At 57.9% G+C, this 19,606-nt stretch carries 24 protein-coding genes and 1 pseudogene; 16 read left to right on the top strand and 9 right to left on the bottom strand.

All coding sequences use genetic code 11. The annotated features are described in order from the left end of the window. The first annotated feature begins 3 nt into the window (after positions 1-3). From NITLEN_RS16245 to alr, 10 genes are all read left to right on the top strand, one after another. Entirely contained in the window at positions 4-489 is a 486-nt protein-coding gene (locus NITLEN_RS16245; RefSeq protein ID WP_121990694.1) for a bifunctional nuclease family protein, read from the top strand. A gap of 40 nt (positions 490-529) precedes the next feature. Further along, positions 530-958, top strand: a complete 429-nt coding sequence (rplM, locus tag NITLEN_RS16250) for a 50S ribosomal protein L13 (RefSeq protein ID WP_121990695.1) — start codon at positions 530-532, stop codon at positions 956-958. A 28-nt stretch (positions 959-986) separates the two neighbouring features. Beyond that, positions 987-1,382 carry a 30S ribosomal protein S9 gene (gene rpsI, locus NITLEN_RS16255; RefSeq protein WP_121990696.1) on the top strand — a complete coding sequence of 132 codons (396 nt, stop codon included), beginning with the start codon at positions 987-989 and terminating at the stop codon, positions 1,380-1,382. A 101-nt stretch (positions 1,383-1,483) separates the two neighbouring features. Then, complete coding sequence (argC, locus tag NITLEN_RS16260) at positions 1,484-2,536, top strand: N-acetyl-gamma-glutamyl-phosphate reductase (protein WP_121990697.1); 1,053 nt, start codon at positions 1,484-1,486, stop codon at positions 2,534-2,536. 55 nt (positions 2,537-2,591) lie between these two features. Continuing rightward, the gene (argJ, locus tag NITLEN_RS16265; RefSeq protein WP_219999485.1) at positions 2,592-3,797 is read left to right on the top strand and encodes a bifunctional glutamate N-acetyltransferase/amino-acid acetyltransferase ArgJ; all 1,206 of its coding nucleotides are present in this window, start codon (positions 2,592-2,594) and stop codon (positions 3,795-3,797) included. Positions 3,798-4,021: 224 nt separating this feature from the next. Next, positions 4,022-4,789, top strand: coding sequence for a 30S ribosomal protein S2 (rpsB, locus tag NITLEN_RS16270; RefSeq protein ID WP_121990699.1), 768 nt, complete (start codon positions 4,022-4,024; stop codon positions 4,787-4,789). Positions 4,790-4,848: 59 nt separating this feature from the next. Continuing rightward, on the top strand, positions 4,849-5,445 hold the full coding sequence (tsf, locus tag NITLEN_RS16275; protein ID WP_121990700.1) for a translation elongation factor Ts: 597 nt from the start codon (positions 4,849-4,851) through the stop codon (positions 5,443-5,445). After that, entirely contained in the window at positions 5,442-6,167 is a 726-nt protein-coding gene (gene pyrH, locus NITLEN_RS16280) for a UMP kinase (protein ID WP_121990701.1), read from the top strand. Before tsf ends, pyrH begins: the two co-directional genes overlap by 4 nt. Positions 6,168-6,186: 19 nt before the next feature. After that, positions 6,187-6,750 carry a ribosome recycling factor gene (gene frr, locus NITLEN_RS16285; protein ID WP_121990702.1) on the top strand — a complete coding sequence of 188 codons (564 nt, stop codon included), beginning with the start codon at positions 6,187-6,189 and terminating at the stop codon, positions 6,748-6,750. A gap of 28 nt (positions 6,751-6,778) precedes the next feature. Continuing rightward, positions 6,779-7,912, top strand: coding sequence for an alanine racemase (alr, locus tag NITLEN_RS16290; RefSeq protein ID WP_181416934.1), 1,134 nt, complete (start codon positions 6,779-6,781; stop codon positions 7,910-7,912). Between the two features lie 19 nt (positions 7,913-7,931). Here alr and NITLEN_RS16295 read toward each other — a convergent pair. From NITLEN_RS16295 to NITLEN_RS16310, 4 genes and pseudogenes are all read right to left on the bottom strand, one after another. Then, positions 7,932-9,203: pseudogene (locus NITLEN_RS16295) on the bottom strand (OmpP1/FadL family transporter); the annotation flags it as partial. 197 nt (positions 9,204-9,400) lie between these two features. Further along, positions 9,401-12,253 (bottom strand): sensor histidine kinase, encoded by a 2,853-nt coding sequence (locus NITLEN_RS16300; RefSeq protein ID WP_121990705.1) that lies wholly within the window; start codon positions 12,251-12,253, stop codon positions 9,401-9,403. Between the two features lie 196 nt (positions 12,254-12,449). After that, complete coding sequence (locus NITLEN_RS16305) at positions 12,450-12,758, bottom strand: MTH1187 family thiamine-binding protein (RefSeq protein WP_121990706.1); 309 nt, start codon at positions 12,756-12,758, stop codon at positions 12,450-12,452. Between the two features lie 14 nt (positions 12,759-12,772). Continuing rightward, a complete protein-coding gene (locus NITLEN_RS16310) occupies positions 12,773-13,438 on the bottom strand; it encodes a precorrin-2 dehydrogenase/sirohydrochlorin ferrochelatase family protein (protein ID WP_121990731.1) in 666 nt (221 codons plus the stop codon). A gap of 136 nt (positions 13,439-13,574) precedes the next feature. Here NITLEN_RS16310 and NITLEN_RS16315 point away from each other — a divergent pair, with 136 nt between their 5' ends. Further along, on the top strand, positions 13,575-14,027 hold the full coding sequence (locus NITLEN_RS16315) for a c-type cytochrome biogenesis protein CcmI/CycH (RefSeq protein WP_121990707.1): 453 nt from the start codon (positions 13,575-13,577) through the stop codon (positions 14,025-14,027). A gap of 176 nt (positions 14,028-14,203) precedes the next feature. On the opposite strand, the gene NITLEN_RS16320 is transcribed toward NITLEN_RS16315, so the two are convergent. Further along, entirely contained in the window at positions 14,204-14,749 is a 546-nt protein-coding gene (locus NITLEN_RS16320; RefSeq protein ID WP_121990708.1) for an HNH endonuclease, read from the bottom strand. A 161-nt stretch (positions 14,750-14,910) separates the two neighbouring features. Here NITLEN_RS16320 and NITLEN_RS16325 point away from each other — a divergent pair, with 161 nt between their 5' ends. Both NITLEN_RS16325 and NITLEN_RS16330 read left to right on the top strand, forming a co-directional pair. Then, complete coding sequence (locus NITLEN_RS16325; RefSeq protein ID WP_121990709.1) at positions 14,911-15,231, top strand: Rieske (2Fe-2S) protein; 321 nt, start codon at positions 14,911-14,913, stop codon at positions 15,229-15,231. 241 nt (positions 15,232-15,472) lie between these two features. Continuing rightward, positions 15,473-16,141, top strand: coding sequence for an FKBP-type peptidyl-prolyl cis-trans isomerase (locus NITLEN_RS16330; protein ID WP_146216232.1), 669 nt, complete (start codon positions 15,473-15,475; stop codon positions 16,139-16,141). An 87-nt stretch (positions 16,142-16,228) separates the two neighbouring features. On the opposite strand, the gene NITLEN_RS16335 is transcribed toward NITLEN_RS16330, so the two are convergent. Further along, the gene (locus NITLEN_RS16335; protein WP_121990711.1) at positions 16,229-16,759 is read right to left on the bottom strand and encodes a hypothetical protein; all 531 of its coding nucleotides are present in this window, start codon (positions 16,757-16,759) and stop codon (positions 16,229-16,231) included. Positions 16,760-16,952: 193 nt separating this feature from the next. Between NITLEN_RS16335 and NITLEN_RS16340 the strand changes: the two genes are divergently transcribed. The 3 genes from NITLEN_RS16340 to NITLEN_RS16350 are packed head-to-tail and all read left to right on the top strand — an operon-like array spanning position 16,953 to position 18,307. Continuing rightward, positions 16,953-17,396, top strand: a complete 444-nt coding sequence (locus NITLEN_RS16340; RefSeq protein WP_121990712.1) for a gamma-glutamylcyclotransferase family protein — start codon at positions 16,953-16,955, stop codon at positions 17,394-17,396. 54 nt (positions 17,397-17,450) lie between these two features. Then, positions 17,451-17,777 carry a (2Fe-2S) ferredoxin domain-containing protein gene (locus tag NITLEN_RS16345; RefSeq protein ID WP_121990713.1) on the top strand — a complete coding sequence of 109 codons (327 nt, stop codon included), beginning with the start codon at positions 17,451-17,453 and terminating at the stop codon, positions 17,775-17,777. 17 nt (positions 17,778-17,794) lie between these two features. Beyond that, positions 17,795-18,307, top strand: a complete 513-nt coding sequence (locus NITLEN_RS16350) for a MogA/MoaB family molybdenum cofactor biosynthesis protein (protein WP_121990714.1) — start codon at positions 17,795-17,797, stop codon at positions 18,305-18,307. A 24-nt stretch (positions 18,308-18,331) separates the two neighbouring features. Here the strand turns inward: NITLEN_RS16350 and NITLEN_RS18730 are convergent, their stop codons facing one another. The 3 genes from NITLEN_RS18730 to NITLEN_RS16375 form a co-directional block, all read right to left on the bottom strand. Continuing rightward, on the bottom strand, positions 18,332-18,556 hold the full coding sequence (locus NITLEN_RS18730; RefSeq protein WP_121990715.1) for a type II toxin-antitoxin system HicA family toxin: 225 nt from the start codon (positions 18,554-18,556) through the stop codon (positions 18,332-18,334). Next, the gene (locus NITLEN_RS16360) at positions 18,556-18,792 is read right to left on the bottom strand and encodes a type II toxin-antitoxin system HicB family antitoxin (RefSeq protein WP_121990732.1); all 237 of its coding nucleotides are present in this window, start codon (positions 18,790-18,792) and stop codon (positions 18,556-18,558) included. The genes NITLEN_RS18730 and NITLEN_RS16360 overlap by 1 nt, the downstream gene beginning before the upstream one ends. A 352-nt stretch (positions 18,793-19,144) precedes the next feature. Beyond that, positions 19,145-19,579, bottom strand: coding sequence for a CBS domain-containing protein (locus tag NITLEN_RS16375; protein WP_121990717.1), 435 nt, complete (start codon positions 19,577-19,579; stop codon positions 19,145-19,147). Positions 19,580-19,606 lie beyond the last annotated feature (27 nt).

Below are 19,606 nucleotides of genomic sequence, written 5' to 3' on the forward strand. Positions count from 1 at the left end.
GCCATGAGCGACTCTGCACACTCAAATAATCCCGATCTCATCCTGCTCTCGGTGAGCCGTGTCGTTGAAGACGCCAATACCGACACCAGGATTCTCGTCTTGACCAGGACCGACGATCAGGACACGTTCATGATCTGGATCGGTGCCCCCGAAGGCGATTCCATTCGCCGCGCCTTGGATTCGGCCACACCACCCCGACCGATGAGCCACGATTTGGTTAAAAGCTTCGGCGAACATTTCGGCATTGCGACTAAGCGAGTCGTCTTAACCGATGTAAAAAGCAGCACCTATTACGCCACTGTATTTTTGGAAAACAAAGGGGTGGAGCGGTCGATCGATGCCCGGCCAAGCGATGCCATCGCCCTGGCCCTTCGAACGCACGCACCGATCTATACCACCCAAGACGTTTGGAAACGGCGCAGCGGGCAACACCTAGATGCCTGGCTTGCGAAGCTCGATACGAAAGATATCGACACACAAGAAGTCTAGGATGTTTGGTTTGTCTAATTGCGAGGAGTAGAAGATCACCATGACGACCTATCTCGAAAAACCGGCCAATGTAAAAGAACAGTGGCACCTTGTGAACGCCGAGGGAAAAACCCTGGGACGCCTGGCGGCTAAAGTCGCCGGCATTCTTCGCGGCAAACATCGCCCCACCTTCACCCCGAACGTGGACATGGGCGATCATGTCGTGATCATTAATGCCGAGAAGATCCATTTGACCGGCAACAAGATGCAAGACAAGCTCTACATCCACCACTCGGGCTACCCCGGCGGGCTCAAGACCACCGATGCGCAGCATCTGTTCAAGAAGGATCCGACTGAATTGTTGGTGCGAGCCATTGAAGGCATGCTCCCCAAGAATCCTCTCGGCAATGGTATGGCAAAGAAACTTCGCGTCTATGTCGGAGCAACTCATCCGCACCAGGCGCAACACCCGGAACCTATTTCTCTCTAGCCTATTAGGACCAAAGGAGACCAGTGATATGGCAGCCGTGACACAGTATGCAACAGGTCGCAGAAAATGTGCCGTAGCCAGAGCTTGGGTAACAGGGACGGCCAATGGTGAAATTACGGTGAACGATAAGCCGCTGGAAAAGGCTTTTCCTCGCCTCACCCTCCGGCAGATCATCCAGCTTCCCCTTGAGATGGCTGGACTCACCGGCAAGTATTCGATTAACGCGACCGTCTACGGAGGCGGCCCGACCGGTCAAGCCGGCGCGCTCCGTCACGCCATCGCCCGTGCGCTTGTCGTCTTGAGCCCCACGGTACGGACCCCGCTCAAGAAAGAAGGCCTTCTCACCCGCGACTCTCGCGTGAAGGAACGAAAGAAATACGGACAGAAGGGTGCTCGTAAGCGCTTCCAGTACTCCAAGCGCTAAACAGCCGGAGCCAAAGTACGAGAAAGGGAAGGCTCCTTGCCTTCCCTTTTTTGTGCCTACAACCGAACACGCTCAACATCAGCACGACAGGGTGACAGGTCATGTCTAAGAAATTTCGCATCGCGATTGCAGGAGCCAGCGGCTATGCCGGGGCAGAACTCGTCCGCCTGGCCGCCGCGCATCCCTACTTTGACATTGCCGCAGTGACCTCTGAGAAATCAGCCGGCCAATCCGTGGCATCCGTCTTCCCCAACCTCACCGGTGTTGTGCAGCACACCTTCGAAGCGCTGGCTCCCGAGGCCCTGGCCGAACGGGCTGATGCCCTGTTCCTTGCGCTTCCCCATACAAAATCGCAAGAACCGGTTGCCCTCTGCATGAAAGCAGGCAAGCTAGTCGTGGATCTGAGCGCGGACTATCGGCTCAAAAACGTGGCGGCGTATGAACAATGGTATCAGACGCCTCACACTCATCCGGCCCTGCTCCACGAAGCCGTCTACGGTCTACCCGAACTCCATCGAAGCGCCATTGCGAAAGCAAAATTAGTTGCCTCGCCTGGCTGCTACCCGACGGCGGCCATCCTACAGCTAGCGCCGCTCTTTGCGAAAGGACTCGTCCAACTCGACTCCATCGTCATCGATGCGAAATCCGGGATCTCCGGAGCAGGACGAAGCCCGGCCCTGCCCTATCATTTTCCGGAAGCCCATGAATCGTTAGAGCCCTACAAGATCGGCAAGCACCGCCATATTCCTGAGATCGAACAAGAACTCTCCGGCATCATGGGAACGCCCGGTGCGGTCACGATCGCCTTCACCCCGCACCTCGTGCCGATGAATCGGGGAATTCTGAGCACGGCCTATTGCAAGCTGAAGACAGAGATCAAGTTGCCTGAATTGCGGGCCCTGTACCGGGAGTTCTATAAAGGCGAGCGGTTTATTCGCCTCTACGAAGACATTGTTCCGAATCCGCGTTACATCAAAGGGTCAAATTTTTGCGACATTGGTGTCTACGCAGACCAACGCGCCGGATGGGTTGTCACCGTCGCGGCCGTGGATAATCTGGTCAAAGGCGCCGCCGGTCAAGCCATTCAAGCCATGAATTTGATGATGGGACTTCCTGAGGAAACGGGACTCACCGCACCGGGCAGTTACCCGTAACATCGACGCAACCACGTCACATCATTCCGAGCAACCATTCAGCGAGATGACCGCTATGAAAGTACAAGCATCAGGCGTAACCGCGCCGCAGGGATTTGAAGCCGCCGGCATCCATTGCGGCATTAAGAAGCCGGGCATCCTCGACCTGGCGCTCGTGGTATCGACCGTCGCAGGTCCCATCGCAGGGGTCTTCACGAAGAACCGCGTGGTGGCCGCGCCCGTGATTCTCGATCGTCGCCATCTACGGCAGCACCGTGGCCGCGCCATCATCGTCAACAGCGGGAACGCCAATGCCTGCACCGGCGCCAAAGGGCTCCAGGCAGCCGTTGCCATGGCCACTGCCGTGAGCAAGGGCCTGGCGATTCCGGTGAATCAGGTCTTCGTCGGATCGACCGGCGTCATCGGACGGGTGCTTCCGATTGATCGCGTGCAGACCGGCATCCCAACATTGATCGCAAAACTCAGCCGCACCGGCGGACGACAGGCGGCTCAAGCTATTCTCACGACTGACCTACGTCCGAAAACCGTCGTCGTTCAAGGAAGAATCGGCGGCCGGCTCGTGACCATCGGAGGCATGGCCAAGGGTTCTGGCATGATCCATCCCAATATGGCCACGATGCTCGGGTACTTAACCACGGATGCCGCCATTGCACCGGCCGCGCTGCAGCGCGCGCTGAAATCGGCGGCCGATCAATCCTTCAACTGCATTACAGTGGACGGCGATACCAGTACGAACGATACGGTTCTCTGCCTGGCCAACGGATTGGCGAAGAACGCGACCATCCAATCAGGCACGAAGCCCTATCGGCAGTTCGAACAACTGCTGACCGAGGCCTCGCAGGCACTGGCCTTGGCCATCTGCCGAGACGGCGAAGGCGTCACGAAGGTCGTCAAAATCGCCGTCGGCGGAGCCAAGACCGTTGCAGCCGCCAAACGAGTGGCCAGCACAATCGCCACCTCCAATTTGGTCAAGACCGCATTGTTCGGAGAAGATGCCAATTGGGGACGCGTGATGGGCGCACTCGGTCGATCCGGCGTTCCCATCAATCCCGACACAGTGACCGTGCGCTTCGACAAGGTCGTCATGGTCAAACAGGGAATGGGCACAGGACTGACCGCTGAACGGAAAATCGCGCAGGTGTTCAAACAGAAGGAATTTACGATTTCGGTCGACCTTGGGCAAGGACAGGCAGCCGCCCACATGTGGACGACCGATTTGTCCTATGACTATGTTCGCATCAACGCAAGCTATCGATCCTGAGCATGGGCCTCACGCCTAACCGCTTGAAAATCAACCGTCGCTATGATAGCGTGCCGAAGATTTAGAGGTGTACGGACAGCTCTGCTCACACCATTGGCGTCAGCAGAAATAATACTTAAATTTAACATCAGCGAAGAAAAGCGCTGCTTGGCTTGAGAATAAGGGGATTCGTTCCCCTCACCCGCACGATGGGTGCTCTGCAAGCCTCGAAGGGAGGTGAAGGCATGGGAGTGGTCGCGATCAAGGAATTGCTGGAAGCAGGCGTGCACTTTGGACACCAGACGAACCGCTGGAATCCAAAGATGAAGAAGTATCTCTTCGGCGAACGCAACGGCATCTACATCATCGACTTGCAACAGACGCTCACGCGGATGGAACAGGCCTATGCCTTCGTCCGGGACACCGTCGCCGCCGGTGAAACCGTCCTCTTTGTCGGCACCAAGCGGCAAGCCGCGGAAATTCTCCAGGAAGAATCAACGCGCGCCAACATGTTCTACGTGAACCAACGCTGGCTCGGCGGCATGCTGACGAACTTCAAAACCATTCGTCTCAGCATCGACAAGATGAAGAAGATGGAAACGACACTGCAGAATCCGACCGAGCATGGCCTGAAGAAAAAAGAAATCATGCTCATGCAGAAGGACATCGTCAAATTGCAGAAGTATCTCTCTGGCATCAAGACCATGCGCGGCCTTCCGGGCGCCATCTTCGTGCTGGATACCCGCATTGAAAAAATCGCCGTGCAGGAAGCGACCCGACTGGGGATCCCCGTCATCGCCATTCTGGACAGCAACTGCGACCCCGACAACATCACCTACCCGATCCCGGGCAATGATGACGCCATTCGCTCCATCAAGCTGATCACCTCGAAGATTGCGGACGCCTGCATCGAAGGCGCGCATATCAAGACGCAGCGCGATGAGGCCGACTTCCAGGCCGCCCCGGCAGCCGGAGGCAAGCCGGCCGCACTGAGCGCGGCTCCGGTCGCATAACGCCTTTCGACAGCCAACTATTTATGACGATCTCTCTCACCGCGTAAGGATAGAGGACCATGGCAGGATCAAGTCAGCTTGTAAAAGAACTTCGGGAAAAAACCGGCGCCGGCATCCTGGATTGCCAGAAGGCGTTGACTGAAAACGGCGACGATGTCGAGAAGGCGATCGACTACCTCCGGCAGAAAGGCCTGGCCGCTGCAGCCAAGAAAGCCGGGCGTGAAACGAATCAGGGGTTGATCCATTCCTATATCCATATGGGAGGAAAAATCGGCGTCCTGATCGAGGTCAATTGCGAAACAGACTTTGTAGCGCGCAACGAAGAGTTTAAAGCCTTCGTGAACGACCTGGCTCTCCAGATCGCCGCCGCAAATCCGTCATACGTAAGACGCGAGGATATCCCCGCAGACCTGGTCGAACGAGAAAAAGCAATTTTCGAAGGACAAGCGAAGGAACTGGGGAAGCCCGCGGCAGCCTTGCCGAAGATCGTGGAAGGCAAGCTGGAAAAGTTCTATCAAGAGAACTGCCTGCTGGAACAAACCTTCATCAAGGACCCAACCGTCACCGTCAAAGACCTGGTGGCGCAGAAGATTTCGAAGATCGGGGAGAACATGAACATTCGCCGGTTCACCCGCTTTCAGTTAGGCCAAGCATGAGTTCTGCGAAATACCGGCGCCTCCTCCTGAAAGTCAGCGGGGAGATGTTGGCCGGTGAGCAGGGCTATGGAATCCAGCCGTCCGTCCTTGAGGGACTGGCGCAGGAAATCGCCTCTGTCGTTGCCATGGATGTCCAAGTTGCCGTCGTCATTGGCGGCGGCAACATATTCCGCGGACTCGCCGCCAGCGCATCTGGGATGGAACGAGCCTCAGCGGACTACATGGGCATGCTCGCCACCGTGATGAATGCCCTCGCCCTCCAGAATGCCCTGGAACGGGTCGGCGTCATCACTCGAGTCCAATCCGCCATCGAAATGCGCCAGCTGGCCGAAGGCTACATCCGCCGGCGGGCCATTCGCCATCTGGAAAAAAACCGCGTCGTGATTTTTGCCGGCGGCACCGGCAACCCCTATTTCTCAACCGATACGGCGGCGGCACTCCGCGCCATGGAAATCGGCGCCCAGGTCATCCTCAAGGGCACCAAAGTCGATGGGATTTACGATGCCGATCCGGTGAAAAACCCATCGGCGAAAAAGTACAGCGAGATCCCGTTTCTGTCGATTCTGAATCAAAACTTAAAAGTCATGGACTCGACGGCCATCAGCCTCTGCATGGACAACAACCTTCCCCTGATCGTGTTCAAGTTGACCGAACAGGGGAACTTCAAGCGGGTCGCACTCGGCGAACCCATCGGCACGCTGGTCACGATCAGCCCGCGCTAGCTCACTACGGAGTACCGCCATGTCGAACGCAGCTGCAGTCAAACAAACTCTGACGACCCACATGGACAATGCCGTGGAGCACCTCAAGCGGGACCTTGCCGGTCTGCGGACAGGCCGGGCCTCGGTAGCGCTCCTGGACAACATTCGGGTCGATTACTACGGCACCATGACGCCGCTCAAACAGATTGCCAATATCTCGACTCCGGAAGCACGGCTCATCACGATCCAGCCCTGGGAACCGCAATTGATTAAAGAAATTGAAAAGTCCCTGGCGAATTCCGGACTGGGCGTAAATCCCTCCAACGACGGCAAAATGATCCGGGTCCCCCTTCCCCCATTGACCGAAGAACGCCGCAAGGAATTGACGAAGATCTGCAAGAAACACGGGGAAGACACCAAAGTACAAATCCGCGGCTTCCGGCGCGATGCGAATGAAGAGTTGAAGAAGCTTCAAAAAGATGCGAAGTTGACCGAAGACGAACTGCGCAAGGGAGAGCAGGAAACCCAAAAGCTCACCGAGCAGTACGGACAGAAAATCGACGACGTGATCAAGAAGAAGGAACAGGAGATCATGGAAGTCTGAGTCAGGCTTCCAGATCTCTCCTCATCGCGTGCCGACTATTTCTACATCCTCTCCGACCTACGCCATCGTCGACCTCTCCGCTCTCACCCATAACCTGACGCAGTTGCGCCGCCTCCTCTCACCCGGATGCGAGGTCATGGCGGTCATCAAGGCAAATGCTTACGGCCACGGCGCCATCGAGGTCGCGCGATCGCTCATCGCCCAGGGAGTGGCCCGTATCGCCGTCGTCTCACTCGACGAGGGCATCGCCATCCGGTCTGCCGGCATCACCGTTCCAGTCGTGCTGTTGGGACCGCTGTTCCCGGATCAGCTCCACGACATCATCGCCCATCGCCTGACACCCGTCATCAGCGACCGCGCGTCGCTCCCAATGCTGACGCAGGCGACGACCTCGCTCGCGACTCCCTACCCGATTCACCTCAAAGTGGAAACAGGCATGGGCCGTCTTGGATTGGCCGCGGACGAGCTATTACGCCTCATCGACTCAGGCCAATTGCCGGCCTCGCTCAGGATCGAAGGAGTGATGACCCATTTCTCCGATTCCGACGGCCCTGAGACCGGCCAAACGGAAGAACAGCTTGCGCGCTTTCAGAGTATCGTAAATAGCCTCACGACCCGCGGCCTTTCGATTCCGCTGATTCATGCCGCGAACAGCGGAGCCGCCGTTCGCTACCCGCGGGCGCACTATTCGATGATTCGGCCCGGCATCATGCTCTACGGCTATCACACCTTGCCGGAATCGATTTCGGCACCCGACCTCAAACCGGTCTTGTCATTACGAAGTTGCATCGCGCAGATGCGCGCCATTCCGGCCGGCTGCCCCGTCAGCTATAACGGAACATTCGTGGCCAAGCGGCCGACGCGTGTCGCCGTGCTCCCGATCGGCTATGCGGACGGATTCAACCGGCGACTCTCTAATCGTGGAGAAGTCCTCGTGCGCGGACAACGCGCCAAGGTCATCGGCCTGGTCTGTATGGATATGGTGATGATCGATGTGACGGAGATTCCAGACGCCTCCGTCGGAGACGAGGTCATCCTAATCGGCCGCCAGGGAACCGATCAGATTACCGCAGCCGATCTGGCAAAATGGACCGGCACCATCGCCTACGAAACGCTGTGCGCCATCGGTCCACGCATCCCACGCCGCTACCAAAACTCCTAGCCCACTCCGCCTCACGCGGCTAGAAATTCACGCGCAGTGAAATCCCGCCCGAATGATAGGTCGTACGATAGAGTCCATTGACCGCTGTCGCCAGGGCGCATCCGCAGCTCACCGTCCGCTGTTCGTAGAGCGAGGCTTGATAGGACAGATCAAATGCCACGGCCTTTGGCTTGATCGGGCCGAACCCAAAATCGCCGCAACGAACGCCGAATATCGTCCCGCCTTCCTTGCACACCAACCCAAATCCCACCGATGGAATATGCACGTCGGCGGACGGAATAGCCGGGTCGAACGTGAGATCAGGAATTTGCGACGGCGAATTCATGTAGCCGGCACGGAGCGCCAGCTCCCACTCCGGCAACGATTCCATCTTCAACCATCGGTACTCGGTCCCGATCATCACGGTATAGGTGCTGCGCCAGTTTTGCGGTTGCGGAATGATAGACCCGTTCGCCAACGCGATATCTAGGTTCCTAACCGATTTCCACCCGACATAGTCCACATCCAATTCCAATTTCCATTCACGTTCGGCGGTCCTCGTCGGCCAGATCGCAATGGCGCCGGTAATAACTTGCGGCAACACAAAGGTCGTCGACGCATCCGAGGTCTTTACCCCGTTGGCTAAAATGCCTCCGTTCAACGGCAACGCCACCTGATTCCGATAGACCACGCCAATATTCGCGATGGGTTTTCCATCGCCGTTCCTCAGAGCGGTGTACAGCAAACTCACGTTGTATCCAACCGCCGTTCCCTTGCCATAGAGTTCCGTTTTTTGTCCTGCGGTACCCAGCACCGACGGTGCCACGGCACCCGTTGAAATGAATTGCTTCTCAAAGTGCCCTTCGCCCAACATATCGGAAAAGGTATAGATGTCGGCGCCGAGGCCGAGCGACAAATCCGGCGTGACTTGATAGGCGATCGTCGGTTTGATATCGATCAGCGGCAATGCAGAAAAGACTGCCTTGAATTGTTGCGGACCGTTGTCCGCATACCGGCTCACTGATCCGAACGGCGAGGTCAGACCGATCCCGACCGTCACCCTGTTCAACCACTCGGCGCCGAAGCCGCCCAAATTCGCCGTGATAAACAGATGCGCCGGCGGCGGCCAGGCCAGACTCCCGTCGCGATTCCCCGTGGCATTGGCTCCGGAGGTGCTCGTGAAACTGGTGGTTCCTCCGGTCAGCATTCCTCCAGCCAGTATTTGCACACCGGGCAACTGTGTCATCCCGGCAGGGTTATAGTGCAACGCGGAAGGATCGTCAGCCTGAGCCGCGTAGGCGTTCCCTTGCCCTGATGCGGACGTCCCCTACCCCTGGATCCTCGGCACCTGAGCCGAGGCCGGAGAAAAAAGACCGCTCGCTAGAACGCCCCCTCCTACGATCACAATTGCCACCACCACCGACAACCACTCGCGCTGCCACACCCCTGCCATCACAACCCTCCGATAGAAAACGGCCGATGAATCATTCCGACCTCGCCTGCCAAAGCTTAGTGAAACCAACGCTCCATGACCGCGCGCAGCTCACCGGCATCAAACGGCTTGAGCAAATAGGCCTGAGCCCCCATCCCGATCGCCTGAACCGCCAGCTCCTGTGATCCGGACGCCGTCATGACGATGATCGGAACCTCTGTGGCCTGCAAGCGAATTTCTCTCACGACATTCAGCCCTTCACTCTGCCCCAGACCGACATCGAGCATCACGCCGGCATACCCGCCCGACTGGACCGCCACACGCGCTTCCTGGCCATCCAGCGCTGCTTCAGGACAATATCCGCTGGCCTTCAACCGGTCGAACAGCCACTGCCGAATGTCCGGATCTTCGTCGGCTACCAGCACGCGCCGCTCCGCGACCGGCGGACTGAGCGGCGTCGTGGGAATTGCCGATCGAAGCGGCAACGTAAAGGATACTTCCGCGCCCCCAGCCGGACAGTTTTTAGCCGCGACGCTTCCGCCTTGCAATTCTACCAGCGTTTTCACGATGGACAACCCCAGCCCAAGCCCCTTGGGTCCGCTTCGCTGTCCATGTTGCACGCGGAAAAACGGATCGAAGATCCGATCGAGATCCTCCGCCGGAATCCCCGGCCCCGTGTCCCTGACCAGAATGCGGACGAACCGCGGACTGGACGATTCGACGGCCACCAAGATCTCACCATCCTCCGGCGTATACTTGACCGCATTCTGGAGCAAATTCACCGCCACCTGAATCAAGCGGTCGCGGTCGGCCCACACCTCGATACCGAGGTCTCGCGCGCTGATCCCCAGTCGTTGCCGCTTGGCGGACGCCAGCGGGCGCAGTTGCTCAATCGCGTCCGTCAGGCAAGACTCCAGGTCCACATCGACCGGATGAACTTCCAGGCGGCCGGCCTCGATCCTGGTCCGATCCAAAAGATCTTCAATCATCCGAATCAGCCGATCGGAATTATCCAGCATACGGAACAGATACCGCTGCTGCTTCTCATTCAGCGGACCGGTAAGCCCATCCAGAAGGTTCTGCACAAACCCCTTGATAGACGTCAGCGGGGTGCGCAGCTCGTGCGAGACATGGGACAAAAACTGCGACCGCACCCGGTCGGCCTGCTCCAGCGCCTCCGTGCGCTCACGAACTTTCAACTCCAATCCGACGTTCCATTCCTCGATCTGCTGATAGGCCGACGCATTATCGAGTGCGATGGCCACTTGATTCGCCAGCGTCGTCATCAGCTCGAGATCGTCCGTCGTCAAGCTCGGCTCGTGCGTCCGGTCCACCGTCAGAATCCCCAGAATGTGGTCTTTGGCCCTCAGCGGAACGATAATCAACGACTTCGTCCGGCTTAGCTCCGCCAACCGCCGATTGATCGGATGGAGCTGCGGCCAGACCGTTTGGATATCCGCGATCAACAGCGGAAGCCCTTGCAGCACCGCCATCCCCTCGGGGCTGTTCCGATCCGTCACCGGCACCTCGCAGTCCTGCGCGTACGCCAAGACTTCATCCGAGGCGCCGATCACGCGCACATGCCGAATGACCGAGCGCAACGGATCGAACGTCGACACCATGGCACGGTCATAATGCAGATCGCGCGTGAGCGTTTCCAACACACGTTCAAGCAGCGTTTCGCGATCCAGCGTCGCGCTGAACAGAAGCCCGGCTTGGTGCAATGCCGTCAATTGCGTCACCTTCCGCCGCAACTCGACTCGCGTCTGCTCCTGCCCTAAATAGGCCTCGCGCAATTCCTCATGCCGCGATTCGACGAACGCGATCTGTTCGCGAATGAGCGCCTCGCGCTGCAAACTTTCCTTGCGCATGCAGCGCTGCATCAGCCATCCGGCCGCCAGGACCGGACTCAATCCGGCAAGCGCCATCTCTGCCGGCCCCACGGCGGACGACAGAACCCGTAGGCCTCCCGCAAGACACAACCCGATCAACCCACTCCACAAAATCCAGTGCGTCTGGCGCCGAGAACCCGGATTGCCCCAGCCATCCCACACTGGTTCCAGCGGTAACGGCCCCCGCTCGGATTCAGCCGAAACGGCATCACACAACACCGGCTCAGGCAGCACCGGCACCGCCGCCGAAGACCGAGACGCACGCCCCCATCGTCTCGCGCCATCGTTCTGCCACCGAATAAGCCACCGGCACCATTCATCGTCGTTGGACACACACGACAGATTCGTCAACGTCGCTGGAGGCAGCCCGTGCACGCGCGACGGAACCGCCGCAAAAATCCCTTGGGCGGACTGACAAACTAGATACGTGCACCGCCGACGGAACGGCCCGAACTGGCGAAGCGTCCGGTCGGAAAACCGCATGGCCAGCGTGGCGGATCCCGGTGTCACGCTGACCACCCGGCATTCGACTGACCCGGAGGCAAACTTGTTTCCGAAGTAGGGAAACATGCCGTAGATCTGTTCAAGCGAGAAGGGCCGCGCCAGGACTTGAATGATGGGCGACATCTTTTCCATCCCGCCCGCAAAAATGAAATTCGGATCGCCGGTCAAGAGTTCGCAGAATTCGTAGAGGTAGGCGGCAAATTCGTAGGAGTAGCTATTCCACGGATTCTTCAGAAACTCCGGCGTCACATGGTAGACCGAATCCTTGATGCGCTGATTCAACAGCACGCACAATTCATCGACGGCCTCTGAACCAGCGCCGTCCCCCCGTTCACGCGTCAGCGTCTTCTCCAAATCGAGAATGACCGCCCGGATGCTCAGGCCGCTCAGATCCCTGATCGTCTGGCCCTGTTCGTCTAACCCGAACGGGCGAAACTCCATCGACGGCCGGTCAAGAATCCTGCGCTCTTTGGGTAAGAGTTCGACCAGCGGCAACACCACCGGCTGGACCCCTTCCAACGACTGAATGGGCATAGCATCCCTCCACTCCCGAAACAGGCCGGAGCCAACGCCGGATATCCGCTTCTAGCGAGGCTAGTATAGGAAGGGAGGCTAGCTGACTTCAAGAGAGAAGATTGCTCGGTGGGAGGAGCGAATCACGCGGAAAGACCGGCCAACAGAGCCGATTCGGCATTCTCTGTCAACCGGCCAGATGGAAGAATCAACCGGCTTACTGCTTCACTCGCCGCTTGAGCTGTTTCTCGATGCTGGCGACCTTGCTGGACAGCCGGCCTTTCGCCGCCTTGCGATAGTCGACCTTGATCGTGCAGGAAATGCGGCCGCAATCTTTGCGCATCCGTTCATAACACTTCTTCACGACGCCAAAGACTTCGTCCCATTCCCCTTCCAACACCGTGCCCATCGGATTGAGCCGGTAATCCACGCCGCTCTTGTCGATAATATCCAGCGACCGGGCCACATACTTCCCGACACTCTCCCCCTTGCCGAGCGGGGACATACTGAATTCAAGCAAGACCATGGTTGCGAGCTCCCTTAGGTGGTTTTGGCAGCCGGTGCCGGGCTGGCAGCCGTCTGCCGAGCGCGCTCGTCCTGCCACACTTTCGGATATTGCACTTTGCCAAGCAGACGGAACCCATCCAGCGCTTCACGCAGCAACGCGCGCCGCTTGTCGGCATCGGGCTCATTGGCCTTCGCCTGCTCGCGGAGATGCCCGAGCCAATCGACAAACGCGGAAAATTCGCTATCGAGAATCCGTTCCAGATCTTCCTTCATGAACCCCGACAAAGCCGGAGCTACCCCGCTGCTGCTGATCGCGACCCGGGCATGCCCGGACGCCACCACCGCCGGCATCGTGACACTGGACAACTCCGGCATATCCGTCGACCACAAAAGAAATCCTTTTTCACGCGCCTTCGCCAAGAGCATCTTGGCAAATTCCCGATCTCCGCGAATCGTATTCAAGACCAAGATCGTATGCTCCAGATCGGTCTCACGAAAATGCCGTCCGCGATGAATCACTTTTGCGGACGCGGCCAGAAGCTTCAACGTTTCATGCAGCATCGGACTGATCACCGTCACCCGGGCACCCGCTTCGAGCAATCGCTCCGACTTCTCCGCCGCTTCCTCATCGCCGCCGATCACCAGGACGGAAAAGCCCTTTACATCGAGCACTAAGGGAAAACCAGAATTGGGAGCCATCGCATGTTCCTCCATACCGCACAGAGTGTAACTGGCCGCCATCATACAATAGCGTCTTCCTGGCCGTAAACCATGCCCTCCCCTTTTCTGGATGACCTGTCTATAATGCGGCCCTCGTTACGCATGTGGAGGATACATGGCCGGAATGTCAGGACAAGCACTCGGAATGGCAGGCACCATCATCGGCCTGGCGGCGCTCGCCGCCTGGCTCGGACTCGCCCATAGTTGCGATCCCGCTACCGGAGAACCCGTCGTCGCAGGGCGTGTCACCATCGCCCCGAATCTGGCCGATCAGGTCAAACCCACCGACGTGCTCTTCGTCATCGTCAAGCGCCCCCAGGGCCCGCCTCGGCCCATTGCCGCCAAGCGCATCGACCATCCGACATTCCCGGCCTCCTTTGAAATCACCAACGCCGATGTCATGGTAGAAGGCTCGGAACTGCGTGGCATGGTGGATATCGTGGCCCGGCTCGATCGCGACGGCCAGGCCGGACCGGCCCAGCCCGGCGACATCGAAGGACGCTACGCCAAAAATCCCACCCTCCCAGGCGGGCGCGACTTCGAGATAGTCCTGGATTCGGTGAAGTAGCGGGGGAAAGTCCTGAGTGATCAGGGCCTGAAGTCTAACCACCCGACACTCACGGGATGCTCAAAAAGCTTTCCCGCAAGGCCGCAGTGAGTGAAGGACCGAGGCGTACCCTCTGGGGTACGTTGAGGGTCTGAACGATGCGAGAACGCAGCGGGGGAGCTTTTTCAGCATCCCGCCTAAGTCTCGGCGGGATCGGCGTCCAACTCCATATTCCAATACAGATAGTCCCGCCAGCTTTCCGGCGTATTGCGGATCCCGATCGTAATCGTAATCACCGGGCTCCAGCGGGGCTTCACCGGTTTCTTCTTCAGCTTCATCCCGGCTTCGTCCGGCGTCCGCCCGCTCTTCCGATTATTACAGCGCCAGCAGGCCGTGGTGATATTCTCCCACGTCTTCTTCCCGCCCTTGGCAATCGGAATCACGTGGTCGAAGGTCAACTCTTCCGTGCGAAACTTCCGATTGCAATATTGGCACGTGTAGCCATCGCGCGTAAAAATATTGATACGGGAAAACTTCACCGCGCGGTAGCTGTCTTTCAGCCGCACCAGCTTGAGCAGTCGCATCACCGCAGGGAGTTTGATCGAGAGGGAGATACCGTGGATTTCGCGGTCGTAGACTTCGAGGACTTCGACTTTACCCTGCCAGAGCAGAGCAATGGCCTTTTGCCAGTGAACCACGCGCAGCGGTTCGTACGTCGAGTTGAGCAGGAGAGTCATTTCCATGCAGCAACCTCATTCCCTACCCTGGCTCCTCTCTAAGAGGGCATCCAGTTCATCAAGGGCGTCGTACATATTTGTATGCCATAGGCCCCGCCCGAAATCAAGCAACCCCACATCCATCGCCCATCTAGACGCCGCTATCAGTTTTTTGGGAAACTGCCCGCATGAAAGAATTCGTCACCGTAGCCGCGCTCACCGACGTTCCGCCGGGAGTTACCAAGACCGTGGACGTTCAGGGTATTTGGATCGCACTCAGCAATGTCGACGGCACACTCTTCGCCGTCGATAATACCTGTCCGCATGCCGGCGGACCGCTCGGAGAGGGAAAGCTAAAGGACAGTATTATTGAATGCCCCTGGCACGGCTGGAAGTTCGACCTGAGAACCGGCCAGCGTGTGAATAATCCGAACTTCACCGTAGCCTGCTGCGACGTCCGCGTCGTCGACGGGCAGATTCAGATCAAACTCCCGGAACATTTAGAGTAGCCCACACCCTATTCCGTCAACTCGCCGTCAGTCACCGAGAATCAGATACCGGCGTCATGAACCATTGTGCCTGAGTTCTTTCTTCGAACAGCCTCGCTCTCGCAACATCGCCCCATGCATTCCCTCGCTCAGGCCGCGATCACGCACGTTGATTCCTACCATCGCTTCCCATCTGGACTATTCCAGCAACTGCGTTGACCCCACCCCGATCCGGCGATACAGTTTGGCTACCGAAGGAGAGATGATGCTGAAACGCACTTTGATTTTGCTGGTCCTTGCTCTTATTCAATTCAGCTTGGGTTGTGAACAAGGGGTCTACCCCTACAATCCGGTTACTCTCGACAACTCGGCCCGAGAGCGTCTGGAACGGGACAAGCGTGAGTTTATCCAGATCGAGGATCTCAAGCTCGGAGATGGTCCCTTGGCTGTCTGGGGACGAAGAATTAAAGCCGACCTCGAAGTCCGGTACGCTGACGGCACCGTTGTGTATCGCGGTCCCATATTGGACTATGTCGGTTTCCTCGGTGACGTTTCCATCCATAACAGCGGCAATGAAGCCGGACTGCTGTCTCTCAGTCAACGAGGCATTGTATTGGGAATGAATGGTATGGCCGTTGGCGGAAAACGACGGATCACCATTCATCCCAGGCTGGCCTGTGATAGTTCCACCCCTGATGACGAACTCCCTCCCAATGCCGGTTGTCTCTTGATCCCAGAAACCCGTCAGCAACGAATTTGGGTTAGAAAGCAGCCCTTGATTGTTGAGGCTGTGTTGACCGAATCGTGCCTGCCCGTTAGTTTCAGAGCCCTGAAGATGGGCGGAGGCTATGCCATTGATATTATCGTCGGTTGCCGTGGCTTGGCTGAACCAGGAAGAGACCCCACTGCCCCCCTCTGGCATATCTACTAAAGCTCTGCCACCGTGATTGGGCAATTTGAAGGAATAAAAGGGCTCAGGAGTCTTTATGTCACGTAGCAGGCAGCGGCCAGATTCAGATCAAATTCCTGGAGGGCCTGTCATCGGCGGCATCGGCGGCGCGCCAGGCAAGGGCGGAGCAGGAGTCTGCGGCCGGTCGGATTCCGGTGGCATCGGGGTCACGCCATCGGCAGGGACGGATGCCGCGTTGACCTTCTTCTTCCCCAAATGCGCGTGCCAGATGAATTCCCGCTCGAACCATTGGCCGTTCACACTCTGATCGCGCAACTGGAGGCGAATCTCGTAGATATCCCCTTCCACCTGTTTGACGCGCCACTCACCGAGCCGAACCCCTTGCCCCCGCTCCTTCATGGAGCGGACATGTTCGTTCATCGCTTGAAGAATCGTCGGAAACCCAATGGCCTGATGCGTCTGCACCATAGCCAGCGCTTCGGCGGCCTGCTTGTCCGCCATCGGATTGAGGGAGGGCGGCTTGGTGACAAAATAGTACAGCCCGCCAAACACGAGCACGGCCACCACCGCATAGTGGAGGGTTCTCACCAGGGACGAGGATTCCGGCGCGGCTGAGGACGGAGACGGATCAGTGCTCATAGTTCAGGGCTCAATTCCATACGAGAGGGTGACCGGCAGACCGGCAAACAGGCATCGCGGGCATCTTAGGAAGCGCTTGGATGGTTGTCAATGGACGATCCCGCGCGCGACGCTGTCCGCTTGTCTGACGAAAAGCCGGTGTGCTACAAGTAATGCGGCACCGTCGTCACTCGAATCACCAAGAGCGCCTCGCATGAAATTCTTTTTGTACGGAGACAATCTCAATCTCACCCAACTCAAGCGCCGGGCGCCGGAGCATCAGTTCCTCTATCTGGCCACGCTGGGCGATCACACCATCAAGTTCTGCCGATGGTCGGCACAGTGGCGCTGCGGACTCTCCAGCATCGCGCCGTCTCCCGGTGAAAAAGTCTGGGGCGCGGTCTTCGAACTGACCGACGAGGACCTGAAGATTATGGATGAGTTTGAACAGGATGTGCCGCCGGGCGCCTACCGGCACCTGCAGATTACGGTCTTGAATGAAGCCGGCGAAAAGGAACTCGTGACGACCTACGCCGCCAATCCCATCGGAAAGTTCAAACCGAAAGACCACTACCTCGACTGGGTCATCAAAGGACTCAAACAGTGGAAATTGCCGGAGGAAGCCGTCGAACAGTGGCACGCCTACCGGCCTTCGTAGGCCGCGCGACGCACGCGCAGCATTCATCCATCACCTACTCTTACTGAGGACACTATGCCAAAGCCAAAGCATCATATTCTCGTCTGCACCAACTCCCGTCCTCCAGGTCACCCCAAGCCTTCGTGCGGCAGCGCCGGAGCTGCGCAGCTGCTCATGGCCTTCAACATGGGGCTCATGCAACGCGGCGTGCAACCGGGCCAGGTCCTCGTGAGCGCCACCGGATGCCTGGGGCCCTGCGAACAGGGTCCGACCGTCGTCGTCTACCCGGACAACACCTGGTATTCGAAAGTGACCGAAGCCGATGTCGCCGTCATCCTCGATGAGCATATCGCCAAGGGCACGCCGGCCGAGAAGCTGAACCCCGACGCGGTCTGGAAATAATTTCCGACGAGTGAATTATGGCCAGTGCGACCCATCATGAACACAAACACCATGCACCCCGCTCTATCGGGTGCATGGTCATTACCTGCAGCGATACCCGTACGCCCGAGACGGATGCGAGCGGCCAGCTCATTCAGAAGTTGCTCAAGGAACAGGGCCACAGCATCGCCGCCTACCATCTGGTGAAAGACGAACCGGCGCAGATCACCGCGCGGATCACCGAAGGCATCGCCAACGAATCCGTCCAGGCCATCATCGTCAACGGCGGCACCGGAATCTCTCGTCGGGATTCGACGTTTGAAGCAGTGGATGCGATGCTGGAGAAACGGCTGGATGGATTCGGCGAAGTCTTTCGCTATCTGACCTATCAGGAGATCGGCTCACCGGCCATCATGAGCCGGGCTACCGCCGGCATCATCAAAGGCCGCGTCCTCTTCTCTACCCCAGGATCAGAAAATGCCGTCCGCCTGGCGATGGAGAAGCTGATCCTCCCCGAACTCGGACATCTGGTCAAAGAACTCACGAAATAATGGGCGGCTTGACGTTTTCCGTCGCTACTTTCTCAGGTAGTCTTCGACTGAGAACCCTGCGTCTTTCAGAATTCTAACCGCGAGCCCCCGTCCCACATCACAGCCCGTATGAACCGGAATAGTTACGGAGATATTTCGTTCTGAGTGCCGGAGCGTGAGATGACTGCCTGATTGGCGGTCTTCTGTAAACCCGTGGGATTTGAGGAAGCGGATAAGATCGTGCGCCGTAACCTGCGGCATTCTGCCCATTAGGGCACCGCCACCGTCAGCTCTTCGACGTGAACGAGTTTTTCATTTTGCGGAATCGACTGGCCAGTCGCAAGAAGCGATTGAAGATGTTGCTGGATGGCTTCACGTATATTGCGCTTGGCAGCCTCAATGGTCTTCCCATTGCTGAAACAACCTGGCAAGGTAGGACTGTAGGCCATGTAGCCCTCGTCTTCCGCTTCTTTCTCGACCACAATTTCAAAAGTGTAATACGTCATGGCTAACCCCGTGGGCGGAGTATAGCACATTGGGCATCTCCGCCTAGACTTTCGATATGAGCGAGAAAACGCCGTCCGCCTAGCGATGGAGAAGCTGATCCTCCCCGAACTCGGACACCTCGTCAAAGAACTCAGCAAGTAGAATCAGCGTTCAGCCCTCAGTTTTGGAGCGACCAGAATACTCAGTTCTAACCCACGAGCCAGCTGAGCAACGACGATCGTCACCACAGGATGTTCAAAACGGTCCTCCAGCAAGGCCGCAGGAGAATCAAAACCGGAGGCGTACCCTCTCGGGTACGTTGAGGATTTTGATGAGCCGAGAACGAAGCTGGAGGCCGTTTTCAACATCCGTCTAATCTTGAGAAATCTTCGGTTCAGAATACCTCTGCCCAGGCGCAATGCTTGATTGGGCATACCGTTTATAGAACCTCATCACATCCCGCACCGAGACGACGCCGACAATCTCTCCGCCTTTCGTCACGGCCAGATGACGCACACCAAGGTCACTCATCATGTCTTCCGCATCATGGACCGACTCACTTCCCTCGATCGTGCACAGGGGCGTCGTCATGATCTTCTCGACTGTCAGCCGGCCGAGAGGCTTTCCGGCCGCCACCGCCCGGCGGACAATATCCGTGTCCGTCACAATGCCCACCAGCTGCTTGCCCTTCTTCACCAGCAGCGACCCGACTCGGGCCGTCCGCATCTTCTTCGCCGCACTCACAACCGACACCGCCGGCCCGACCGTGTGGGGATGTTTGCTCATGATCTTGGATACGGTAGACATGATGTCCCTCCTCTCGTTGATGGGATC

Origin of the sequence: Nitrospira lenta, assembly GCF_900403705.1 — a bacterium.
Lineage (GTDB): Bacteria > Nitrospirota > Nitrospiria > Nitrospirales > Nitrospiraceae > Nitrospira_D > Nitrospira_D lenta.

Coding starts and splice junctions, on each gene's coding strand:
- NITLEN_RS16245 (WP_121990694.1), top strand. CDS start 4: ATGAGCGACTCTGCACACTCAAATAATCCCGATCTCATCCTGCTCTCG.
- rplM (WP_121990695.1), top strand. CDS start 530: ATGACGACCTATCTCGAAAAACCGGCCAATGTAAAAGAACAGTGGCAC.
- rpsI (WP_121990696.1), top strand. CDS start 987: ATGGCAGCCGTGACACAGTATGCAACAGGTCGCAGAAAATGTGCCGTA.
- argC (WP_121990697.1), top strand. CDS start 1,484: ATGTCTAAGAAATTTCGCATCGCGATTGCAGGAGCCAGCGGCTATGCC.
- argJ (WP_219999485.1), top strand. CDS start 2,592: ATGAAAGTACAAGCATCAGGCGTAACCGCGCCGCAGGGATTTGAAGCC.
- rpsB (WP_121990699.1), top strand. CDS start 4,022: ATGGGAGTGGTCGCGATCAAGGAATTGCTGGAAGCAGGCGTGCACTTT.
- tsf (WP_121990700.1), top strand. CDS start 4,849: ATGGCAGGATCAAGTCAGCTTGTAAAAGAACTTCGGGAAAAAACCGGC.
- pyrH (WP_121990701.1), top strand. CDS start 5,442: ATGAGTTCTGCGAAATACCGGCGCCTCCTCCTGAAAGTCAGCGGGGAG.
- frr (WP_121990702.1), top strand. CDS start 6,187: ATGTCGAACGCAGCTGCAGTCAAACAAACTCTGACGACCCACATGGAC.
- NITLEN_RS16300 (WP_121990705.1), bottom strand. CDS start 12,253: ATGCCCATTCAGTCGTTGGAAGGGGTCCAGCCGGTGGTGTTGCCGCTG.
- NITLEN_RS16305 (WP_121990706.1), bottom strand. CDS start 12,758: ATGGTCTTGCTTGAATTCAGTATGTCCCCGCTCGGCAAGGGGGAGAGT.
- NITLEN_RS16310 (WP_121990731.1), bottom strand. CDS start 13,438: ATGGCTCCCAATTCTGGTTTTCCCTTAGTGCTCGATGTAAAGGGCTTT.
- NITLEN_RS16315 (WP_121990707.1), top strand. CDS start 13,575: ATGGCCGGAATGTCAGGACAAGCACTCGGAATGGCAGGCACCATCATC.
- NITLEN_RS16320 (WP_121990708.1), bottom strand. CDS start 14,749: ATGGAAATGACTCTCCTGCTCAACTCGACGTACGAACCGCTGCGCGTG.
- NITLEN_RS16325 (WP_121990709.1), top strand. CDS start 14,911: ATGAAAGAATTCGTCACCGTAGCCGCGCTCACCGACGTTCCGCCGGGA.
- NITLEN_RS16330 (WP_146216232.1), top strand. CDS start 15,473: ATGATGCTGAAACGCACTTTGATTTTGCTGGTCCTTGCTCTTATTCAA.
- NITLEN_RS16335 (WP_121990711.1), bottom strand. CDS start 16,759: ATGAGCACTGATCCGTCTCCGTCCTCAGCCGCGCCGGAATCCTCGTCC.
- NITLEN_RS16340 (WP_121990712.1), top strand. CDS start 16,953: ATGAAATTCTTTTTGTACGGAGACAATCTCAATCTCACCCAACTCAAG.
- NITLEN_RS16345 (WP_121990713.1), top strand. CDS start 17,451: ATGCCAAAGCCAAAGCATCATATTCTCGTCTGCACCAACTCCCGTCCT.
- NITLEN_RS16350 (WP_121990714.1), top strand. CDS start 17,795: ATGGCCAGTGCGACCCATCATGAACACAAACACCATGCACCCCGCTCT.
- NITLEN_RS18730 (WP_121990715.1), bottom strand. CDS start 18,556: ATGGGCAGAATGCCGCAGGTTACGGCGCACGATCTTATCCGCTTCCTC.
- NITLEN_RS16360 (WP_121990732.1), bottom strand. CDS start 18,792: ATGACGTATTACACTTTTGAAATTGTGGTCGAGAAAGAAGCGGAAGAC.
- NITLEN_RS16375 (WP_121990717.1), bottom strand. CDS start 19,579: ATGTCTACCGTATCCAAGATCATGAGCAAACATCCCCACACGGTCGGG.